The organism is Limnohabitans sp. JirII-31 (genome assembly GCF_002778315.1).
Taxonomy (GTDB): domain Bacteria; phylum Pseudomonadota; class Gammaproteobacteria; order Burkholderiales; family Burkholderiaceae_C; genus Limnohabitans.
Map to the genome: position 1 here is coordinate 241,543 of NZ_NESA01000002.1, position 16,727 is coordinate 258,269.

At 57.8% G+C, this 16,727-nt stretch carries 16 protein-coding genes, 1 tRNA gene and 1 pseudogene; 6 read left to right on the forward strand and 12 right to left on the reverse strand.

Annotated features, from left to right (window positions below; genetic code table 11):
* The first annotated feature begins 273 nt into the window (after nt 1-273).
* The 3 genes and pseudogenes from B9Z41_RS04700 to B9Z41_RS04710 form a co-directional block, all read left to right on the forward strand.
* Entirely contained in the window at nt 274-1,134 is an 861-nt protein-coding gene (locus tag B9Z41_RS04700; protein WP_143474153.1) for a hypothetical protein, read from the forward strand.
* Nucleotides 1,131-3,386, forward strand: coding sequence for a UvrD-helicase domain-containing protein (locus B9Z41_RS04705; RefSeq protein ID WP_100145569.1), 2,256 nt, complete (start codon nt 1,131-1,133; stop codon nt 3,384-3,386). Before B9Z41_RS04700 ends, B9Z41_RS04705 begins: the two co-directional genes overlap by 4 nt.
* A 34-nt stretch (nt 3,387-3,420) precedes the next feature.
* Nucleotides 3,421-3,633 (forward strand): annotated as a pseudogene (locus tag B9Z41_RS04710) (transposase); the annotation flags it as partial.
* 111 nt (nt 3,634-3,744) lie between these two features.
* Here the strand turns inward: B9Z41_RS04710 and B9Z41_RS04715 are convergent.
* The 11 genes from B9Z41_RS04715 to B9Z41_RS04765 form a co-directional block, all read right to left on the reverse strand.
* The gene (locus tag B9Z41_RS04715; RefSeq protein WP_100145571.1) at nt 3,745-4,035 is read right to left on the reverse strand and encodes a type II toxin-antitoxin system RelE/ParE family toxin; all 291 of its coding nucleotides are present in this window, start codon (nt 4,033-4,035) and stop codon (nt 3,745-3,747) included.
* Nucleotides 4,022-4,276 carry a type II toxin-antitoxin system prevent-host-death family antitoxin gene (locus B9Z41_RS04720; RefSeq protein WP_100145573.1) on the reverse strand — a complete coding sequence of 85 codons (255 nt, stop codon included), beginning with the start codon at nt 4,274-4,276 and terminating at the stop codon, nt 4,022-4,024. Before B9Z41_RS04720 ends, B9Z41_RS04715 begins: the two co-directional genes overlap by 14 nt.
* A gap of 53 nt (nt 4,277-4,329) precedes the next feature.
* The gene (locus B9Z41_RS04725; RefSeq protein ID WP_100145575.1) at nt 4,330-5,868 is read right to left on the reverse strand and encodes a cryptochrome/photolyase family protein; all 1,539 of its coding nucleotides are present in this window, start codon (nt 5,866-5,868) and stop codon (nt 4,330-4,332) included.
* Nucleotides 5,865-6,029, reverse strand: coding sequence for a DUF2256 domain-containing protein (locus B9Z41_RS04730; RefSeq protein ID WP_100145577.1), 165 nt, complete (start codon nt 6,027-6,029; stop codon nt 5,865-5,867). The genes B9Z41_RS04725 and B9Z41_RS04730 overlap by 4 nt, the downstream gene beginning before the upstream one ends.
* Entirely contained in the window at nt 6,030-6,776 is a 747-nt protein-coding gene (locus tag B9Z41_RS04735; RefSeq protein ID WP_100145579.1) for a TerC family protein, read from the reverse strand.
* 127 nt (nt 6,777-6,903) lie between these two features.
* Complete coding sequence (locus tag B9Z41_RS04740; RefSeq protein WP_100145580.1) at nt 6,904-9,204, reverse strand: NADP-dependent malic enzyme; 2,301 nt, start codon at nt 9,202-9,204, stop codon at nt 6,904-6,906.
* A gap of 95 nt (nt 9,205-9,299) precedes the next feature.
* A tRNA-Met gene (locus tag B9Z41_RS04745) sits at nt 9,300-9,376 on the reverse strand.
* 56 nt (nt 9,377-9,432) lie between these two features.
* Entirely contained in the window at nt 9,433-9,777 is a 345-nt protein-coding gene (locus B9Z41_RS04750) for a hypothetical protein (RefSeq protein ID WP_100145582.1), read from the reverse strand.
* A 98-nt stretch (nt 9,778-9,875) separates the two neighbouring features.
* Nucleotides 9,876-10,148: a hypothetical protein gene (locus tag B9Z41_RS04755; RefSeq protein ID WP_100145584.1), complete on the reverse strand. Its 273-nt coding sequence runs from the start codon at nt 10,146-10,148 to the stop codon at nt 9,876-9,878.
* 235 nt (nt 10,149-10,383) lie between these two features.
* Nucleotides 10,384-11,349, reverse strand: a complete 966-nt coding sequence (locus tag B9Z41_RS04760; RefSeq protein ID WP_100145586.1) for a tripartite tricarboxylate transporter substrate binding protein — start codon at nt 11,347-11,349, stop codon at nt 10,384-10,386.
* An 18-nt stretch (nt 11,350-11,367) separates the two neighbouring features.
* A complete protein-coding gene (locus tag B9Z41_RS04765; protein WP_100145588.1) occupies nt 11,368-12,147 on the reverse strand; it encodes an enoyl-CoA hydratase in 780 nt (259 codons plus the stop codon).
* Between the two features lie 125 nt (nt 12,148-12,272).
* Here B9Z41_RS04765 and B9Z41_RS04770 point away from each other — a divergent pair, with 125 nt between their 5' ends.
* From B9Z41_RS04770 to paaK, 3 genes are read left to right on the forward strand one after another with little or no spacing between them, the layout of a single operon-like run.
* Complete coding sequence (locus tag B9Z41_RS04770) at nt 12,273-13,079, forward strand: enoyl-CoA hydratase-related protein (RefSeq protein WP_100145590.1); 807 nt, start codon at nt 12,273-12,275, stop codon at nt 13,077-13,079.
* A complete protein-coding gene (paaI, locus tag B9Z41_RS04775; RefSeq protein WP_100145806.1) occupies nt 13,079-13,513 on the forward strand; it encodes a hydroxyphenylacetyl-CoA thioesterase PaaI in 435 nt (144 codons plus the stop codon). The genes B9Z41_RS04770 and paaI overlap by 1 nt, the downstream gene beginning before the upstream one ends.
* Nucleotides 13,510-14,829, forward strand: coding sequence for a phenylacetate--CoA ligase PaaK (gene paaK, locus B9Z41_RS04780; RefSeq protein WP_100145592.1), 1,320 nt, complete (start codon nt 13,510-13,512; stop codon nt 14,827-14,829). Before paaI ends, paaK begins: the two co-directional genes overlap by 4 nt.
* Nucleotides 14,830-14,847: 18 nt before the next feature.
* Here the strand turns inward: paaK and B9Z41_RS04785 are convergent, their stop codons facing one another.
* A complete protein-coding gene (locus tag B9Z41_RS04785; RefSeq protein WP_100145594.1) occupies nt 14,848-16,725 on the reverse strand; it encodes a M61 family metallopeptidase in 1,878 nt (625 codons plus the stop codon).
* Nucleotides 16,726-16,727 lie beyond the last annotated feature (2 nt).

A 16,727-nucleotide genomic window follows, 5' to 3' on the forward strand; every position in this document is an offset into this window, starting at 1 on the left:
TGAGGGGGTGTTACCTACCCAATTAGGTTGGTGAGTCGACTATGGTTGAAGAATAGTGTGCAGCGGTTGTGGTCTTCGACTTATGCTGTTTGAGCGACAGCTATCGGCCAGGAGCGGTCGTAGATCAGCGTCTGCTTTGTTGTGGGTAACCCTGTTCCGCTTTGCAATGATGTCCGTTGTATTCAAACGCTCGGTGCTGCAAGAGTTGGAGGAGGTCGGTGTTCGCGTAGGTTATGAACAAGCGTAGAACGCAACAATAAACTAGGGGAGAACATGCAAGATTGCGAATATGTCGATGCAGCTTTGCCTGTGCGGCAAGGCGACGTATTAAAGCGAGTACGTGGGGACGGGCACATAACATTGGCTATCGTCGTTACCGCCGACTGTGACATCGCCAACGAAAAGTTTGGTGACGCAGGTCTGGCGTGTGTCCAGCTAGGCCCTCTGGCCGATTACGTCCTCGGCGAGCACGCGCGGAACTTGGCGCGGGTGCAGATGAAGAAGCGTTTTGAGAAGGCTGCCCAATGGGTTAACGAGCGCTGGTGTCTGAAGGACCCAGGAAACGTCGCCCTATCCGAGGAACGCGTGCAAGCATGGATCTTGGCATCTAAGCCCGAAGAGATTGAGGCTGAGCTGAACTTGTCTGTCGATGGTGAGAAGAGTTTCATCAAGCGAGAAAGTGCGGCGCTACAGGCGGCACAAAGCTTCATTGACGCCCCGACAGATCGCTACTCAGCAATCGACGCCTTGTGCGTCCTGCAGGCACAATCAACCACCAGAAGCACACAATTTAAAACGGTGCTTGGAGCGCTAAGTCCCAAAAAACTCCCGTTTGACCTCTTCTATGTCTCCTGCGTCCCAGGTGAGCCAGGTTTAGGATTCGTTGCGAAACTGCAAGCGTTAACTTTCATTCCATTCAATCGCAGCTTCACATCAATGGATGACGCGAAAGATTTTGAAAACAGTTTCGTACGTGTTGGCCGCCTCGGCCCAACCTTTCGCCACGCTCTGGCCCAACAGTTCGGCATGCTCTTCGCAAGGATAGGAATGCCCAAGGCATACGAACAAGATCGTGACGCTGCTTTCGAAATAATCGCCGATCAGATCAAAGCAGAAATGGGAGAACAGAAATGACAAACGCGATTGCTATTGACTCGTCGGCACTGGACCGGCTTCAGGCCGGTTTTGACTTTGATCTCGACTGGTTTACAACGTGGTCAGAAGATTCGCTTCCGGAGGGAGTGGCTCGTGTAGAGGTCGGCGATACCATCTATTTTCTTGGTCCAAAGGCAGACGCCGACTCGAATCTACTGGTCATCGAGATCAAGAAGAAAGGCCTATTTGACGCGCTTGCACCAAAGCACAGGCCAGAGGCGTTCCTCCGTCTGGTTCGATTTGGTCGATCCGAGTCGAAATCCGGGCGGCATCCACTGCCAATTTCCTGGTCACCGTATCACGCAGAGAGCTTGGTCTCGTTTCGCTCCAATAGCGGCGCATCCGGAGAGCATGCGCGCATAGAGGCTGATTTGAATCCACATGGCACTAAGCACGCGTTTGCTTATGACATCAGCCGCGAGAAGCGCGACTTGTATCGCGCGGAGATCGATTACAACGCATTCGACGCTGCGGTCGCCGGGCTGGACGACGCGGTAATTGCGATGCTGTCGAGACTACCAACGCCAGTACGTGGCGACGACACCAGGGTCGAGCTTCCCGAACTGGCAAATCGAGTGACGCTTGGACGCAGCCTTGATGCTTGGCTGGATGGCCTGCTGACGCAGCGGCAGCTTGATTTCGTGAAGGTGTCGTTGACAAAGAGCTTGCGATTGGTGGGAGCGGCTGGTACCGGCAAGACGCTCTCGCTTGTAGTGAAATGTGTAAGCGAGCTTAGGAAGCACATGAATGGCACGGAAGGTTATCGCTCGTTGTTCCTAACGCACAGCCAGGCGACGGTTGAGTTGATTACTCAGGCAATCGCATCTATGGATCACGAGGGCATCATGGCCAGATCCAAAGCATCGTACTTGAAGATTTGCACGCTGCAGGAACTCGCCAACGAGGCGATGAAGTACGACCTTGACGGCCTTGAACCGCTGTCCTCTGATGGCCTGGAGGGACGTGCCCTGCAGTTGGAGGCGATCGAAGCAGAGATCGAGCACGTCCAGCGCAGCGACTGGGTTACTGCCAAGTCGAGATGCAGCGAAGGGTTCTGCAAAGGGATGTCGAGCATCCGCGGCACGCCAGCATTCCGAACGTTCGCGAGGGAGGTTGCGAACGAGATCGCGTGCGTTCTCGAGGCGGATGGCGTGCGCCAGTCTGCGCAGCGGCGAGAGCGCTATCTCAACGAGCCCAGGAAGGCATGGATGATGTACTTGCCAGACATCGAGGATCGGCGGGTTATCCTCATGATCTACGACCGCTTCCGTACCTTCTTGAAGGGGGTGGGGGTTCTTGGCGCTGATCAAATGATTGCCGACTACCTAGGGTTCCTCGATAGCAATCGGTGGGACAACATCAGGCACCGAGAGGGATTCGACACAGTCTTTGTCGATGAACTTCACCTGTTCAATCGACAGGAGCGGATGACGCTGCATCACCTAATGCGCGACGACTCTAAGGCACCTGTTGTGATCATGGCCTACGATAGCAAGCAGAGCGTTCGCGACACGTTCAATGGCTTGAACGACGTCTCCGGCGGGGTGGCCGGGCTGTCGCGCGACATGCGACTCGGCGAGACCGAGAGATTCGAACTGACCGAGGGCTTCCGGTATACGCCGGAGATCGCACGGGTTTTAGAATGGATTGATCAAGGTTTTCCAGCAGCGGGCATCTCAGAAGAGCTCGGATTTGACTGGCGACCGATTGGCCTGGGAAGCATGAAGCAAAGCGGTGAGAGGCCCATCTTGGTTCGGGCGAAGAGCACCTTGGACATTTGGAACTGTGTCTTCCCTCGTGCTCGCGACAGGGCTAAATCGCTACAGAAGGGAAAGCGCGTGGCGGTGCTGTGCGCCAGTGAAGCGCTCTTCAAAAGATATTCAGAGGCTGGCGAATACCGCGACTGGTTCCTGCCGATTTCCGACAGGGAGCAGTTGTCAGGGCTTCGCCACGCTGGAAAGCGCTTCGTCTTCAGCATGCCAGACTTCGTTGCGGGTGTTCAATTCGATACGGTCTACCTCATCGAGGTGAACGACGGCGAGGTTGAGGAGGGTCCCTACTCGACAGGCAGCCTGCGCCGATTCGTTTCAACGGTCTACTTAGGAGCAAGCCGAGCAGAGCAGGTCTTGGAGATCTACTCATCTGAGGAGCGGGGCGGTGCGTCGCGTGTTCTCCGACATGCTATCAATAACGGCGCATTGGACGTGATCGATATTGGCGATCTGCAGTGAGCGATCCACGATGGCCACAGACATCCAGGTCTAGTTCTGCGATCCGCAAAGCCCTTGGCAACGCGGCAGCAACGAGAACACGAATGGACTGCTTAGACAGTACCTGCCCAAGGGCGTGAATCTGTCCGGCTACTCGCAACTTCAGCTCAATGCGATTGCACGATAATTAAATAAGAGACTAGGCAAAACACTCGGCTTCCATACACCAGCTGAGATGTTCAGCGAATGTGTTGCACTGACCGGTTGAATCCGCCGCCTAAAACCGTCACGAGATGTGCAAACCTAAAGCTCAGTGATCAGCCAATGACTTTTCAATCGGTGTATGCACTCACAGAGCAACCGTGACAAATGAGAAAACTTACTTCCGTTGCGACGCCTTGATGTAAACATCATGATGGTCTCGTCGCCCGACAGAGATCACGATCACCACCAAGCGTTGGTCAATCACTTCGTAGACCAAGCGGTAGCCCACATCATGCAGTTTGATTTTGTAGGTGTTGTGCAGTTCACCACGCAATTGGGCAGAGGGCACATGGGGGCTGGCAAGCCGTTTGGCCAATTGTTTTTGAAACAGCGTGCGAATTGAGCCATCCAGTTTGCGCCACTCTTTCCAGGCACTGACATGAAACTCAAGGCTATAGGTCTTCAAGTTTCACCTTGACCGTTTTACCGCCAGAGCGGGCTTTGACAATTTTGGTCAACTCTGCGTCTTCAAGCCGCTCCATCATGTCTTCATAAGCCACAGCAGAAATCAAATAAGCCGTGGGCTTGTTGTGATTGAGAACAGCCACAGGTGACTGTTCAGCCACGTCAATGACCCCGCTTGGGTTACGACGTAAGTCGGTCATGCTGACGGTGTTACGAGCGAAGATGGCTTGAGTGATAGACATGGTATTAAGTGCTTTATTTAGTGTATTTTTACGTGCTTTTCTACAAAAGTCAATCAAACCGTTTTATGCGCCAACGCCTGCGCCGCAATAGCCTCCCGCTGCTCGGGTGTCAGGCGCTTGAGGTTGTTGACTTGCATCACCATGCGTGGGTTTTTGGCCAAGGTGTCGGCGTGGCGCATCAAGAAGTCCCAGTACAGGGTGGTGATGGGGCAGGCCCGTGCGCCGGTGGACTGTGCGGGGTCGTAGCGGCAACCCTGGCAGTGGTTGCTCATGCGTTGAATGTATTTGCCGCTGGCGGCGTAGGGTTTGCTGGCCATGAGGCCCCCGTCGGCAAACTGGCTCATGCCCAAGGTGTTGGGCAGTTCTACCCACTCCACGGCGTCCACGTACACACCCAAGTACCAGGCGTGCACGGCTTGCGGTTTCACGCCCAGCAGCAAGGCGTACAAGCCGGTCACCATGAGGCGTTGGATGTGGTGGGCGTAGCCATGCTGCAAGGTCTGGCCAATGGCGTCGCGCAGGCACGCCATGTCGGTGTCGCCCGTCCAATAAAACGCGGGCAGCTCGGCCTGTGCGTTGAGCGTGTTGCGCTCTAAGTACTCGGGCATGTGCGTCCAGTAAATGCCGCGCACATATTCGCGCCACCCCAAGATTTGGCGAACAAACCCTTCTACCGCTGGCAGAGGTGCCAGGCCTTGTGTGTAGGCGTCTACAGCCGCTTGCACCACTTCGCGTGGGTTGAGCAGCTTGAGGTTGAGTGCGCACGACAGATGCGAGTGGTAAAGCCACACTTCGCCCTCCCACATGGCGTCTTGGTATTGCCCAAAGAGCGGCAGGCGTTGCGTGATGAAGCCTTGCAGGGCCAGCAGCGCATCGTCGCGGGTGACGGGCCAGCCAAAGCTGCTCAGGTGGCCGGGGTGGTGTGCGAGTTGGGAGTTGACCAAGGCCATCACGTCTTGGGTGATGGTGTCTGGTGCAAAGCGCTGGGGGGCGGGGATGGGCGGTGGACCTTGTTTGCCAAATGAGGCGCGGTTGTCGGCATCGAAGTTCCACTGCCCGCCCACGGGTTTGCCGTCGACCATCAAGATGCCGGTTTTTTGGCGCAGGGCGCGGTACCAGTATTCAAGCCGCAGTTGTTTGCGGCCTTTGGCGTGTTCGGCAAATTCGCGCACGGTGCTGAAGAAGTGCAGGTCGTCACGCAGTTGCAAGGGCAGCGCGTGCGCGCGTGCCACGGCGCGCAAGTCTTGCAGCACACGCCAGTCGCCGGGGGCGGTGAGCACCAGGGCTTGGGGGCGCAGTTGTTCAATGGCGCGGTTCAAAGCATCGGCCAAGGTGCTGGGTGCGTCAGGCGTATCGAGCGCGGTGTAGTGCAGTGGCCAGCCTTGCGCACGCAGGGTCTGCGCGAAGTGGCGCATGGCGCTCAAGAAGACGGTGGTGCGTTGCTTGGACGAGGGGATGTGGGTGGACTCTTGCATCGCCTCGGCCATCCACACTGCGTCGCAGCTCGGGTCGAAGTCGTGCAGGGCGGTGGCGTCGAGGTTGAGCTGGTCGCCCAGCACGATCACCAAATGGCGCAGCGCAGTGTGGCTCATGGGGCGGTCTTCTTTTGGGCGCGACAGGCGTCAGAGCAGTACAGCACGTGTTCCCAGTTTTTGGCCCAGGCCTTGCGCCAGGTCATGGGCCGTTGACACACCGCGCACAGCTTGCTGGGCAGGGATTGTTTGTTGCCTTTGAAGCTGTGTGGCGCAGACATTCACTCGCCCGGGATGTGGTTTTGATGCAGGCGCACCACGCTGGAGGCGCGTTTGCGAAAGCGGATGTTGAGCATCTCCACCATCAGCGAGAACGCCATGGCGAAGTAGATGTAGCCCTTGGGCACGTGGTGACCAAAGCCTTCGGCCACCAGCACCACACCGACGACGACCAAGAAGGTGAGGGCGAGCATTTTGATGGATGGGTGGCGCGACACAAACTGGCCGATGGCGCTGGCGAACAGCATCATCAAACCGACCGACGCCACAACTGCGGCAATCATGATGGCCACTTCATCGACCATGCCCACGGCGGTGATGATGGAGTCGAGCGAAAACACCAAGTCGATCACCATGATTTGCAGCACCACGCTGGTCAGGGTGGCTTTGACGTTACTGTTCATGTGGTCTTCTTCGCCCTCTAAGGACTGATGAATTTCGCCGGTGCTTTTCCAGATCAAGAACAAGCCACCGAGGATCAAGATGATGTCGCGCCCGGAGATGGGGTGACCGAAGATGTTGAACAGGGGTTCGACCAAGCCGACGATCCAGGCCAGCACCAGCAGCAAACCAATGCGCATGAACATGGCCATGAACAGGCCAATGCGTCGCGCCACTTCTTGTTTGGCGCGTGGCAGTTTGTCGACCAGGATGGAAATGAAGATGATGTTGTCTATGCCCAGCACCAGCTCTAACAGGGTGAGGGTGGCGAATGCGATCCACGCTTGTGGGTCGGTTAAAAGTTCCATGTGTGTCTCCTTTGCGTCAGGATAACCAAGGCGGAAAGAACTTGAACACTGTGCGGGAAACACCATGCAAACAGCCCCTGACCTTGCGGTGCAGGGGCTGGCTTGTCGCGGGGTTGCGCAGGGGCGCTCAAGCGCGTGGCGTGCCTGCTGATGCGGCGGCCAGCGCCGTCATGTTGACAATGCGCCGCACGGTGGACGACGGGGTGAGGATGTGGGCCGATTTGGCTGCCCCCAGCAAAATAGGCCCGACGGTAACGCCTTGTCCGCCTGTGATTTTGAGCACGTTGAACAAGATGTTGGCCGCGTCGAGGTTGGGGCAAATCAGCAGGTTGGCTTCGCCTTGCAGCGAGGTTTCTATCAGGCTGCTGCGTCGCACGCTGTCAGACAACGCGGCATCGCCTTGCAGTTCGCCATCGCACTCCACATCAGGGGCCATGCGTGCAAACAGGTCGCGGGCCACGCGCATTTTGTGCGCGGAGGCTTTGGCCGATGAGCCGTAGTTGCTATGCGATAAGAAGGCCACTTTGGGCGGCAAGCCAAAGCGGCGCACTTCTTCAGCGGCCATGACGGCGATGTTGGCCAGCAGCTCGGCATCGGGGTCTTCGTTGACGTAGGTGTCGGCAATGAACAGGGTGCGGTCCGCCAGCATCAAGGCGTTCAAGGTGGCAAAGCCGGGTGCGCCACGTTGGGTGCCAATGATGTCATTCACATGCTTGAGGTGCGCATCAAACTGCCCCACCAAGCCGCACAGCATGGCATCGGCGTCGCCCAAGTGCATGGCCAAGGCACCAATCAAGGTGTTGGAGCGGCGCACCGCTGCTTTGGCGGTGTCGGGGGTGATGCCTCGGCGGCCCATGAGGCGGTGGTAGGTCTCCCAATATTGACGGAAGCGGGCGTCGCTCTCGGGGTTGATGACTTCCACGTCGTGTCCCACTTTGAGGCGCAAGCCTGCTTTGGCAATGCGTGCCTCAATCACGGCGGGGCGGCCAATCAGAATGGGGTGGGCCAGCTTGTCTTCGATGGCCAACTGGGCGGCGCGCAACACACGCTCGTCTTCACCTTCGGCGTAGATGACGCGCTTGGCGTTGGAGGCCTGGGCCGCGTTGAAGACGGGGCGCATGATCATGCCGGTTTGGTAAACAAAGCGTGACAGGCTTTGTTTGTAGGCTTCGTAGTCGGCGATGGGGCGCGCTGCCACGCCTGATGCTTCTGCGGCTCTGGCCACGGCGGGTGCAATGCGCAAGATCAGGCGTGAGTCGAACGGGGTGGGGATCAAATAGTCGGGGCCAAACACAAGCTCTTTGCCTGCATAGGCGCTGGCCACTTCTTCGCTGATGTCGGCCTTGGCCAAGTCGGCGATTTCGCGCACGCAGGCCAGCTTCATGGCTTCGGTGATCTTGGTCGCGCCGCAGTCGAGCGCACCCCGAAAGATGTAGGGGAAGCACAAGACGTTGTTGACCTGGTTGGGGTAGTCGGAGCGCCCGGTGGCGATGATGCAATCAGGCCGCACAGCCTTGGCCAGCTCGGGGCGAATTTCAGGCTCGGGGTTAGCCAGCGCCAAGATGATGGGTTGGCTGCCCATGGTTTTGACCATGTCTTGCGTCAACACCCCCGCCGCCGAGCAGCCCAAGAACACGTCGGCACCGTTGACCACGTCGGCCAGAGTGCGCAATGGGGAGGTTTGGGCAAAGCGGGCTTTGCTGTCGTCGTAACCACCGGGGCGTCCTTGGTAAATCAGCCCCTTGGAGTCGCACACAAAGATGTTGTGGCGCTGCACGCCCAAGCCCACCATCACGTCCAAACAGGCCAGTGCCGCGGCACCGGCACCCGAGACCGCAATGCGCACGTCTTCAATTTTTTTGTTGACCAATTCCAAGCCGTTGAGCAGGGCCGCTGCCGAGATGATGGCGGTGCCGTGCTGGTCGTCGTGGAAGACGGGAATGCTCATGCGTTCGCGCAGTTTTTGCTCGATGTAGAAGCACTCGGGGGCTTTGATGTCTTCGAGGTTGATGCCGCCCAGCGTGGGTTCGAGCGCGGCAATGATGTCGACCAATTTGTCGGGGTCGCGTTCGGCCAGTTCAATGTCGAACACGTCAATACCGGCGAATTTTTTGAAGAGGCAGCCTTTGCCCTCCATCACGGGCTTGCTGGCCAGGGGGCCAATGTCGCCCAGACCCAGCACAGCGGTGCCGTTGGTGATGACGCCCACCAGGTTGCCACGGGCGGTGAATTCTGAGGCCAGCGAAGGGTCGGCTTCAATGTCCAAACACGGGTAAGCCACACCGGGCGAATAGGCCAGTGACAGATCGCGCTGGTTGGACAGCGGCTTGGTGGGGGTGACGGAGATTTTTCCGCGAGTGGGGAGGCGGTGGTATTCGCGTGCGGCGTCGCGCAGGGCCAGTTCAGCGGGAGAGATGGATTTGGACAAGTGTGTCTCCTTGGATGTTGTGCATCAGAGATTACCTTCTTTCTCAAGCTGAAAACAAAAACGGCCCCCATTTCTGGGAGCCGTTTTGTGTTTTTTGGTGGCGCTTCACGGATTCGAACCGCGGACCTGTGGATTATGATTCCATCGCTCTAACCGACTGAGCTAAAGCGCCGAAGCCCGAAATTATAACGTGTTTTTGGTGCCTTACAGGCGCCTGTTGGGCGGCCTTCAGGTGGCCTTGAGTGCTTCGCCCAAGACCTTGCCCAGTTTGTCAAAGTAAGCATCCGCAGCCTGGGTCGGCACCAAGTATTTGGTGCGGCGGTTTTGGCCTTCAAACACTTGTCCAATCAAGCCCGCATCACGCAGGTCGTTGAGTTTGCGGTGGATGGTGGCTGGGCTGGCAAGCGTCGCTGTGTTCATGGCTTCAGACACGGTCAATGGACGGCCTTGAAGGTGCCGCAAGGCAATGGTCTCGAGCAGTCGCTTGGCGGTTTCATCCATTTCAGACAGCTGTTTGGTCGTGCCGGTCAGGGTGTTGGCCAGTGCCAAAAAACGTAAATAAACTTGTTTCATCGCTACCTCCTCATGATGAATTAGTACATGGTAATAAATTTCATCAAAACAAGATGCATTTTTCGTAAAGAACTGAAAAGCTGCGGGTTGTACCTGTCTCAAGCTTCTTTGAGCGCTTGCTGTATCAGCTGTCCCAGCTTGTGAAAGTACTGATCTGCTACCTGGGTTGGCACCAGGTATTTGGTGCGCCGATTGGCGCCTTCAAACATCGGAGCGATCAAACCAGACTCACGCAAGGCATCGAGTTTGCGGTGAATGGTGGCAGGGCTGGCAATAAATGCTGCCTCCATGGCTTCACTCACAGTGATGGCGTTGCCGCTAGCGTGGCGTATGGCGATCAGCTCTAGCAAGCGCCTTTGGGTTTCATCCATGGCACCTGGTGCCGCTGAACTGTCTAAAGCTTGAGTCAGGGCCAAGTACCGAAGGTAGACTTTTTTCACGCCTAGGTTGCTTATTAAATGGTTAGCCTTCTAAGTTAACAGTTTTACTCAAGCGTGACAAGAGAGCTGGAGAAAAATTCACAACCATCGGCTGTGCGGAGTACACGAATGGTTGCTGTAGAACTTCAACTGTAGTCAAAGGTATTGATTGAAGTTCTACGTTGCTTCAGTCCACCCGAGCTCCGGAGGTGCGAACCATGTGAGCCCACTGAGCCACTTCATTGCGCATGAAGAGACCAAATTCTTCAGGGGTGTCACCCACGGCTTCAGCCCCTTGGCCGGCCAACTGCTCGCGGATAGCTGGCAATTTCAAGAGCTTCACCACTTCGTTGTTCAAGCGCGTCACCACCTCGCGTGGCGTGCCTGCGGGCGCAAATAAGCCAGACCAGGCATAGGTGACAAAGCCTTTCACACCGGCTTCTTCTACGGTGGGTACGTCGGGCAGTTGCGCCACACGTTTTTTGCTCGACACCGCCAAGATCTTCACCTTGCCTGAGCGCACATGCGCAATGCCTGTGGGCATGTTGATGAACATCATGTTGACCTGTCCACCCAGCAAGTCGGCAATGGCAGGTGGACCACCTTTGTAGGGTACATGCACGGCTTCCATGCCGGTCATGTTTTTAAACAGCTCGGTCGACAAGTGGGTAGATGTGCCTTGACCGGTAGATGCGTATGACAGGTTGGCCGATTTGTTTTTGCCCAATGCGATCAACTCTTTGACGTTGTTGGCGGGCACGGAGGGGTTGACGATCAAGATGTTGGGCACAGTGCCCACCAGCACGATGGGTGCGAGGTCTTTGAGCGGGTCGTAGTTGAGCTTGCTGTAGAGCGAGGTGTTGATGGCTACGATTTCAGAGCCCATCAACAAGGTGTAGCCATCGGGTGTGGCTTTAGCTACAGCCTCGGTGGCGATGTTGCCGCCAGCGCCGGGACGGTTTTCAACCAGCACGGCTTGGCCCAGGGCTTCGGACAGCTTGGGTGCCAAGGTGCGCGCAAAGAAGTCGACCGTGCCACCCGCAGGGAAGGGCACCAACACTTTGATGGGTTTGTTCGGAAAACTTTGCGCCATGACAAGGCATGGGCAACACAAAACCAACGCCGCGATGCGGCGTAACCAGAGAGAACGCATGGAATTTCCTTAAATGGGTCAGGTGTTGGTGAAGTTGGCTTTGCGTTTGTTGACAAACGCATCCATGCCTTCTTTTTGGTCTTGGGTGGCAAACAGGGCGTGGAACAAGCGACGCTCGAACATCACACCATCAGCCAAGCCACTCTCAAACGCACGGTTGACCGACTCTTTGGCGGCCATGACGGCGAGTTGTGAGTAGTCGCAAATCATCAAGGCTGCGCCCAAGGTTTCTTCCATCAATTTTTCCAACGGCACGATGCGGCTGATCAAGCCCGCTTTTTCGGCTTCGTGCACGTCCATCATGCGGCCGGTCAACGCCAAGTCCATGGCCTTGGCTTTGCCAATGGCGCGTGGCAAGCGCTGTGTGCCGCCTGCACCGGGGATGATGCCCAGTTTGATTTCGGGCTGGCCAAACTTGGCGTTGTCGGCGGCGATGATGAAGTCGCACATCATGGCCAGCTCACAACCGCCGCCCAAGGCGAAGCCACTCACTGCGGCGATGACGGGCTTGCGGATGCTGCGGATGGTTTCCCAGTCGCGGGTGATGTAGTCGTCTTTGTACACATCGGCAAAGGTGTAGGTGGCCATGGCACCAATGTCTGCCCCTGCGGCAAACGCTTTTTCGCTGCCGGTGATGACCATGCAGCCAATGGCGGGGTCGGCATCAAAGGCTTTGAGGGCTTGGCCCAACTCCACCATCAACCCAGCGTTCAAGGCGTTGAGTTGTTTGGGACGGTTGAGGGTGATGACCCCCACTTTGTCGGCCTCTGTGTGGACGTTGATGAATTCGTAAGCCATGTGGGCGCTCCAAAAAAACAAAGAAGAAGAAAACCTGCTGTCCTAACTATAGCCAAGCCCACCAAGGGTAAACATTAACCAACCGATCGGTCGGTGAATGCTAAATTTCTTGCAGGAGACAACGCATGACAGCATCCACAGAGACATCGACCGTCTTGTATGAAGAACGCGGGCTAGTGGCCTTGGTCACACTCAACCGCCCGCAAGCCCTCAACAGTTTCACCCGCCAAATGCACCACGACTTGTGGGCTGCGTGTGACCGTGCCGAAGCCAACCCAACCATGCGTGCCATGGTGATCACAGGCGCTGGCAGGGGCTTTTGTGCAGGGGCTGATTTGTCGGAATTTGACTTTGCGCCCGGGCCTGACCTGATGGCACGCGCCAACCCCGGCCCGGTGATTGAGCAAGCCTTCAACCCCACCGCACGCAAGTTGCAAAACTTGCGCATGCCCACGGTGGCCGCCATCAACGGTGTGGCTGCGGGGGCTGGCGCATCGCTGGCGCTGTGTTGCGACATCGTGATTGCTGCACCCAATGCCAGCTTCATCCAGGCCTTCAGCAAGATTGGTTTGATTCCCGATGCGGGTGGCAGCTGGTGGTTGGTCGAGCGACTGGGCATGGCACGCGCCATGGCCTTGGCCATGACAGGCGACAAATTGGGCGCCGAGCAAGCCAAGGCCTGGGGCTTGATTTGGGACGTGGCCGAAGACAGCGTGGCCGCTGCCTGCGCCATGGCCGATAAGCTGGCTGTCATGCCGACCAAAGCCTTGGTGGCGACACGCCATTTGTTGCGTGATGCGGGCACGCGCACTTTCAGCGAACACCTGGATGCTGAGCGCGACGCACAAGCTGCGCTGGGCTGCACCCACGACTACATCGAAGGCGTGAGCGCCTTCTTAGAAAAACGCCCTGCGGTGTTCAAAGGCGAATGATGAGCACCGACGCGCACACCCTGGCCCAGCAAGTGGCCACCGCCATGTTTGCCGTGGACACCGCCACCAAAGACACCATGGGCATGGAAATTTTGACCTGTGAACCAGGCCGCGCCGTGTTGCGCATGCCGGTGCGCGAACTGCATTTGAACGGCCACCAAATTTGCCACGGTGGCTTCATCTTCACCCTGGCCGACTCCACCTTTGCCTTTGCTTGCAACAGCTATAACAAGGTGGCAGTGGCCGCAGGCTGCAGCATTGAATTTTTAAAGCCTGCCAAGTTGGGCGATGTGTTGACCTGCGAAGGCGTGGAGCAAACGCTGTCGGGTCGCCATGGCATTTACGACATGCGCGTGACCAACCAGCACGGCGAGACCATTGCCATGTTCCGTGGCAAAAGTGCCCAAATTCAAGGAACGGTGATCCCGCAATGAAATCTTCTGCATCTCTTGCCAAGCAGTTTCCGCTCGAGCCCATTGAAAAGGCCAGCACTGACGAACTGCGTGCTTTACAGCTCAAGCGTTTGCAAGCCACGCTGCATCAGGCGTATGCCAACTCACCTGCCTACCGCGCTAAGTTTGACGCGTCGGGCGTGCACCCGAGCGACTGCAAAAGCTTGGCCGACTTGGCCAAGTTTCCGTTCACCACCAAAGCAGACCTGCGCGACAACTACCCCTTTGGCATGCTGGCCGTGCCACGCGAGCAGTGTGTGCGCATTCATGCATCGAGCGGCACCACGGGCAAGCCCACAGTGGTGGCCTACACGCACAACGACATCGATGTGTGGTCCAACGTGGTGGCGCGCAGCATCCGTGCGGCGGGGGCGCGACCCGGTGACATGGTGCATGTGAGCTATGGCTACGGCTTGTTCACGGGGGGGCTCGGGGCGCACTATGGTGCCGAGCGTTTGGGGCTGACCGTGGTGCCGTTTGGTGGCGGTCAAACCGAGCGACAAGTGCAATTGATTCGCGACTTCAAACCCGACCTGATCATGGTGACACCGAGCTACATGCTGGCGATTGCCGATGAGTTTGAACGGCAGGGCTTGTCGGCTGCCGAGTCGAGTTTGCGCTTGGGTATTTTTGGTGCCGAACCGTGGACCAACGACATGCGTCGCGCCATTGAGCAACGCATGGGCATTGACGCGGTGGACATTTATGGACTCTCCGAAGTGATGGGCCCCGGCGTGGCCAGTGAGTGTGTGGAAACCAAAGACGGCCCCACCATTTGGGAAGACCATTTCTACCCCGAGATCATCCACCCTGAAACCGGTGAGCCTGTGGCCGATGGTGAGATGGGCGAGTTGGTGTTCACCAGCCTTACCAAAGAGGCGCTGCCCATCATCCGTTACCGCACGCGGGACCTGACGCGTTTGTTGCCTGGCACCGCGCGCAGCATGCGGCGCATGGAAAAAATCACGGGCCGCAGCGACGACATGATGATCGTGCGCGGTGTGAATGTGTTCCCCTCACAAATTGAAGAGTTCATTTTGAAGCGCACCGAGTTGGCCCCGCATTACCAGTGCGTGTTGACCCGCGAAGGCCCGATGGACAGCCTGAAAGTGGTGGTGGAAACACGCCCCGGCATAGACCCGCAAGGCCAGGCTGCACGCGCTGCGGCACAGCAGTTGCAGCACGATGTGAAGACCTTTGTGGGCACCAGCATTGCGGTGGACCTCAAGCCCGAAGGCGGCGTGGAACGCAGCCAGGGCAAGGCCAAGCGGGTGGTGGATTTGCGTGTGGTGACCTGAGACTGAAGGCTGTGTGCGTCAGTCCAGCCAGGCCTTGACCTTGGCTGCATCGAGCACGGCCAATCGCCAACTGCGTTGTGCTTTGACGGGTGGCAGAGTCAATGACAAACGCAACAGCTGGCGATCACGACTCACCAAGGCGGTGAGCTTTTTGGCACGGCCCGCATACAGCGGTAACTCGTCGAGCTTTTTTAAGCGCCAGGCGCTGGCAGTTTTGCCGCCGATTTCCACGCCCAACCACTCATCGCCTGGCGCAAAGCCTGCGGCGTGTGCGGCGCTGCCGCTGAGCACTTGCTTGATCTGGATGCTGTGGTCTTCGCTCACCCGCAACCCCAAGCGCTGCGCCAATTGCGCCGGGTCGTGGTGGACGGCCACACCGTGTGCGGTGAGCGCGTCTTCGAGCGGCAAGTCGCGTGTGCCATGCACCCAGGCTTTGATGTCACGGGCCCACGAACGGCCCGTGAGTTCATGCAGCACGGCCAACAGATCAGCCTCTTGCATGGGGCCACCTTGGCAACGCGCCCACAGGCCGCGCATCACATCGTCTAACGACACGCTGTGGTTTCTCACGCCGTGCTGGCGCAGGGCCAAGTCCAGGCACAGGGCAATCAACGCGCCCTTGGTGTAGTAGCTCACCGTCAGGTTGGGCGTGTTGGCGTCGGCGCGGTAGTACTTGGTCCACGCTTCAAAGCTCGACTGCGCCACGCTGTGCACCATGCGTCCCGGTGTTTGCAGCACTTGGTTGATGGTTTTGTTGAGCAGGCGCAGGTAGTGCGCGTCGTCAATCAGGCCAGCACGGCGCAGCAGTTTGTCGTCGTAGTAGCTGGTGAAGCCTTCAAAAAACCACAGCAGCTCGGTGTAGTTTTCTTGGGTGTAGTCGTAGCGCGCAAACTCTGCCGGGCGCAAGCGCTTGACGTTCCAGGTGTGAAAGTACTCGTGGCTGATCAGCCCCAACAAAGTGGTGTAACCGTCATTGGGTTTGTCGACTTTGGCTTTGAGTGCTTCGGTGAGCACAGGGGTGTCGCTCAGGCGTGGCAGATCGGCGCGTTGGCAAATCAAGGCGGTGGAGTTGCGGTGCTCCAAGCCTCCGTAGCCTTCGCCCACTGCGTTGAGCATGAACACATAGTGCGTGTATGGAATGTTGGCGCGCTGGTTGCCGTGCCAAAAGCGAATCGCAGCTTCGCAAATTTTTTGCGCATCGCGCAGCAAACGCTCGCCATCGAACGCAGGGGTGGCACCCGCCACCACAAAGCGGTGCGGCACACCGCAGGCCGTGAACTGGCCAGACCAGAATGCGCCCATCTCCACGGGACAGTCGGCCAGTTCGTCGTAGTCGGCAGCCACATAGCTGCCAAAGCCGCGCGGATTGACTGTCAAGGGCGTGAGACCCGTGGCCACTGCCCATGTGGGCAAGTCGGTGTGTGGCACCAGGGCCAACACATGGGGCTGGTCTTCACAACCTGCCACGCGCAAGCACAGGCTGGTGGCGTTGAAGAAGCCGCGTTGTGTGTCCAGCCACGCGGTGCGCACCGAGTTGTCGTGCGCGTGAACTTGGTAGTGCAGGGTGAGAGGCGTGTCTGCTGCGCAGTCGATTTGCCAACTGCATTTGTCCAATTGCTGCACCGCCACCGAGCGGTTGCCTTGGCGTGCCGTCAACGAGATGAGTTGTTTGGAAAACTCGCGCACCATGTAGCTGCCTGCAATCCACACCGGTAAGGCCACGCGCTGGTCGGCTGTGGGTTGCTCGATGTTGAGGGTCACGCCATACAGATGGGCATGCAGATCGGCCAACTCAATGCGGTAATGCACTTGCGGTGTGGTGATAGGCGCGGTGGTGTGGGTCGCACGTGTGGTCGCAGTGGTGCGAAGCGCCTTGTGTGTGGTGGTGCGCGTCATAG

What these genes read in the sequence shown, in the direction of transcription:
- B9Z41_RS04755 (WP_100145584.1), bottom strand. Translation starts at nt 10,148, where the DNA reads ATGGATGAAACCCAAAGGCGCTTGCTAGAGCTGATCGCCATACGCCAC.
- B9Z41_RS04760 (WP_100145586.1), bottom strand. Translation starts at nt 11,349, where the DNA reads ATGCGTTCTCTCTGGTTACGCCGCATCGCGGCGTTGGTTTTGTGTTGC.
- B9Z41_RS04750 (WP_100145582.1), bottom strand. Translation starts at nt 9,777, where the DNA reads ATGAAACAAGTTTATTTACGTTTTTTGGCACTGGCCAACACCCTGACC.
- B9Z41_RS04730 (WP_100145577.1), bottom strand. Translation starts at nt 6,029, where the DNA reads ATGTCTGCGCCACACAGCTTCAAAGGCAACAAACAATCCCTGCCCAGC.
- B9Z41_RS04720 (WP_100145573.1), bottom strand. Translation starts at nt 4,276, where the DNA reads ATGTCTATCACTCAAGCCATCTTCGCTCGTAACACCGTCAGCATGACC.
- B9Z41_RS04765 (WP_100145588.1), bottom strand. Translation starts at nt 12,147, where the DNA reads ATGGCTTACGAATTCATCAACGTCCACACAGAGGCCGACAAAGTGGGG.
- B9Z41_RS04785 (WP_100145594.1), bottom strand. Translation starts at nt 16,725, where the DNA reads ATGACGCGCACCACCACACACAAGGCGCTTCGCACCACTGCGACCACA.
- B9Z41_RS04735 (WP_100145579.1), bottom strand. Translation starts at nt 6,776, where the DNA reads ATGGAACTTTTAACCGACCCACAAGCGTGGATCGCATTCGCCACCCTC.
- paaK (WP_100145592.1), top strand. Translation starts at nt 13,510, where the DNA reads ATGAAATCTTCTGCATCTCTTGCCAAGCAGTTTCCGCTCGAGCCCATT.
- paaI (WP_100145806.1), top strand. Translation starts at nt 13,079, where the DNA reads ATGAGCACCGACGCGCACACCCTGGCCCAGCAAGTGGCCACCGCCATG.
- B9Z41_RS04770 (WP_100145590.1), top strand. Translation starts at nt 12,273, where the DNA reads ATGACAGCATCCACAGAGACATCGACCGTCTTGTATGAAGAACGCGGG.
- B9Z41_RS04705 (WP_100145569.1), top strand. Translation starts at nt 1,131, where the DNA reads ATGACAAACGCGATTGCTATTGACTCGTCGGCACTGGACCGGCTTCAG.
- B9Z41_RS04725 (WP_100145575.1), bottom strand. Translation starts at nt 5,868, where the DNA reads ATGAGCCACACTGCGCTGCGCCATTTGGTGATCGTGCTGGGCGACCAG.
- B9Z41_RS04700 (WP_143474153.1), top strand. Translation starts at nt 274, where the DNA reads ATGCAAGATTGCGAATATGTCGATGCAGCTTTGCCTGTGCGGCAAGGC.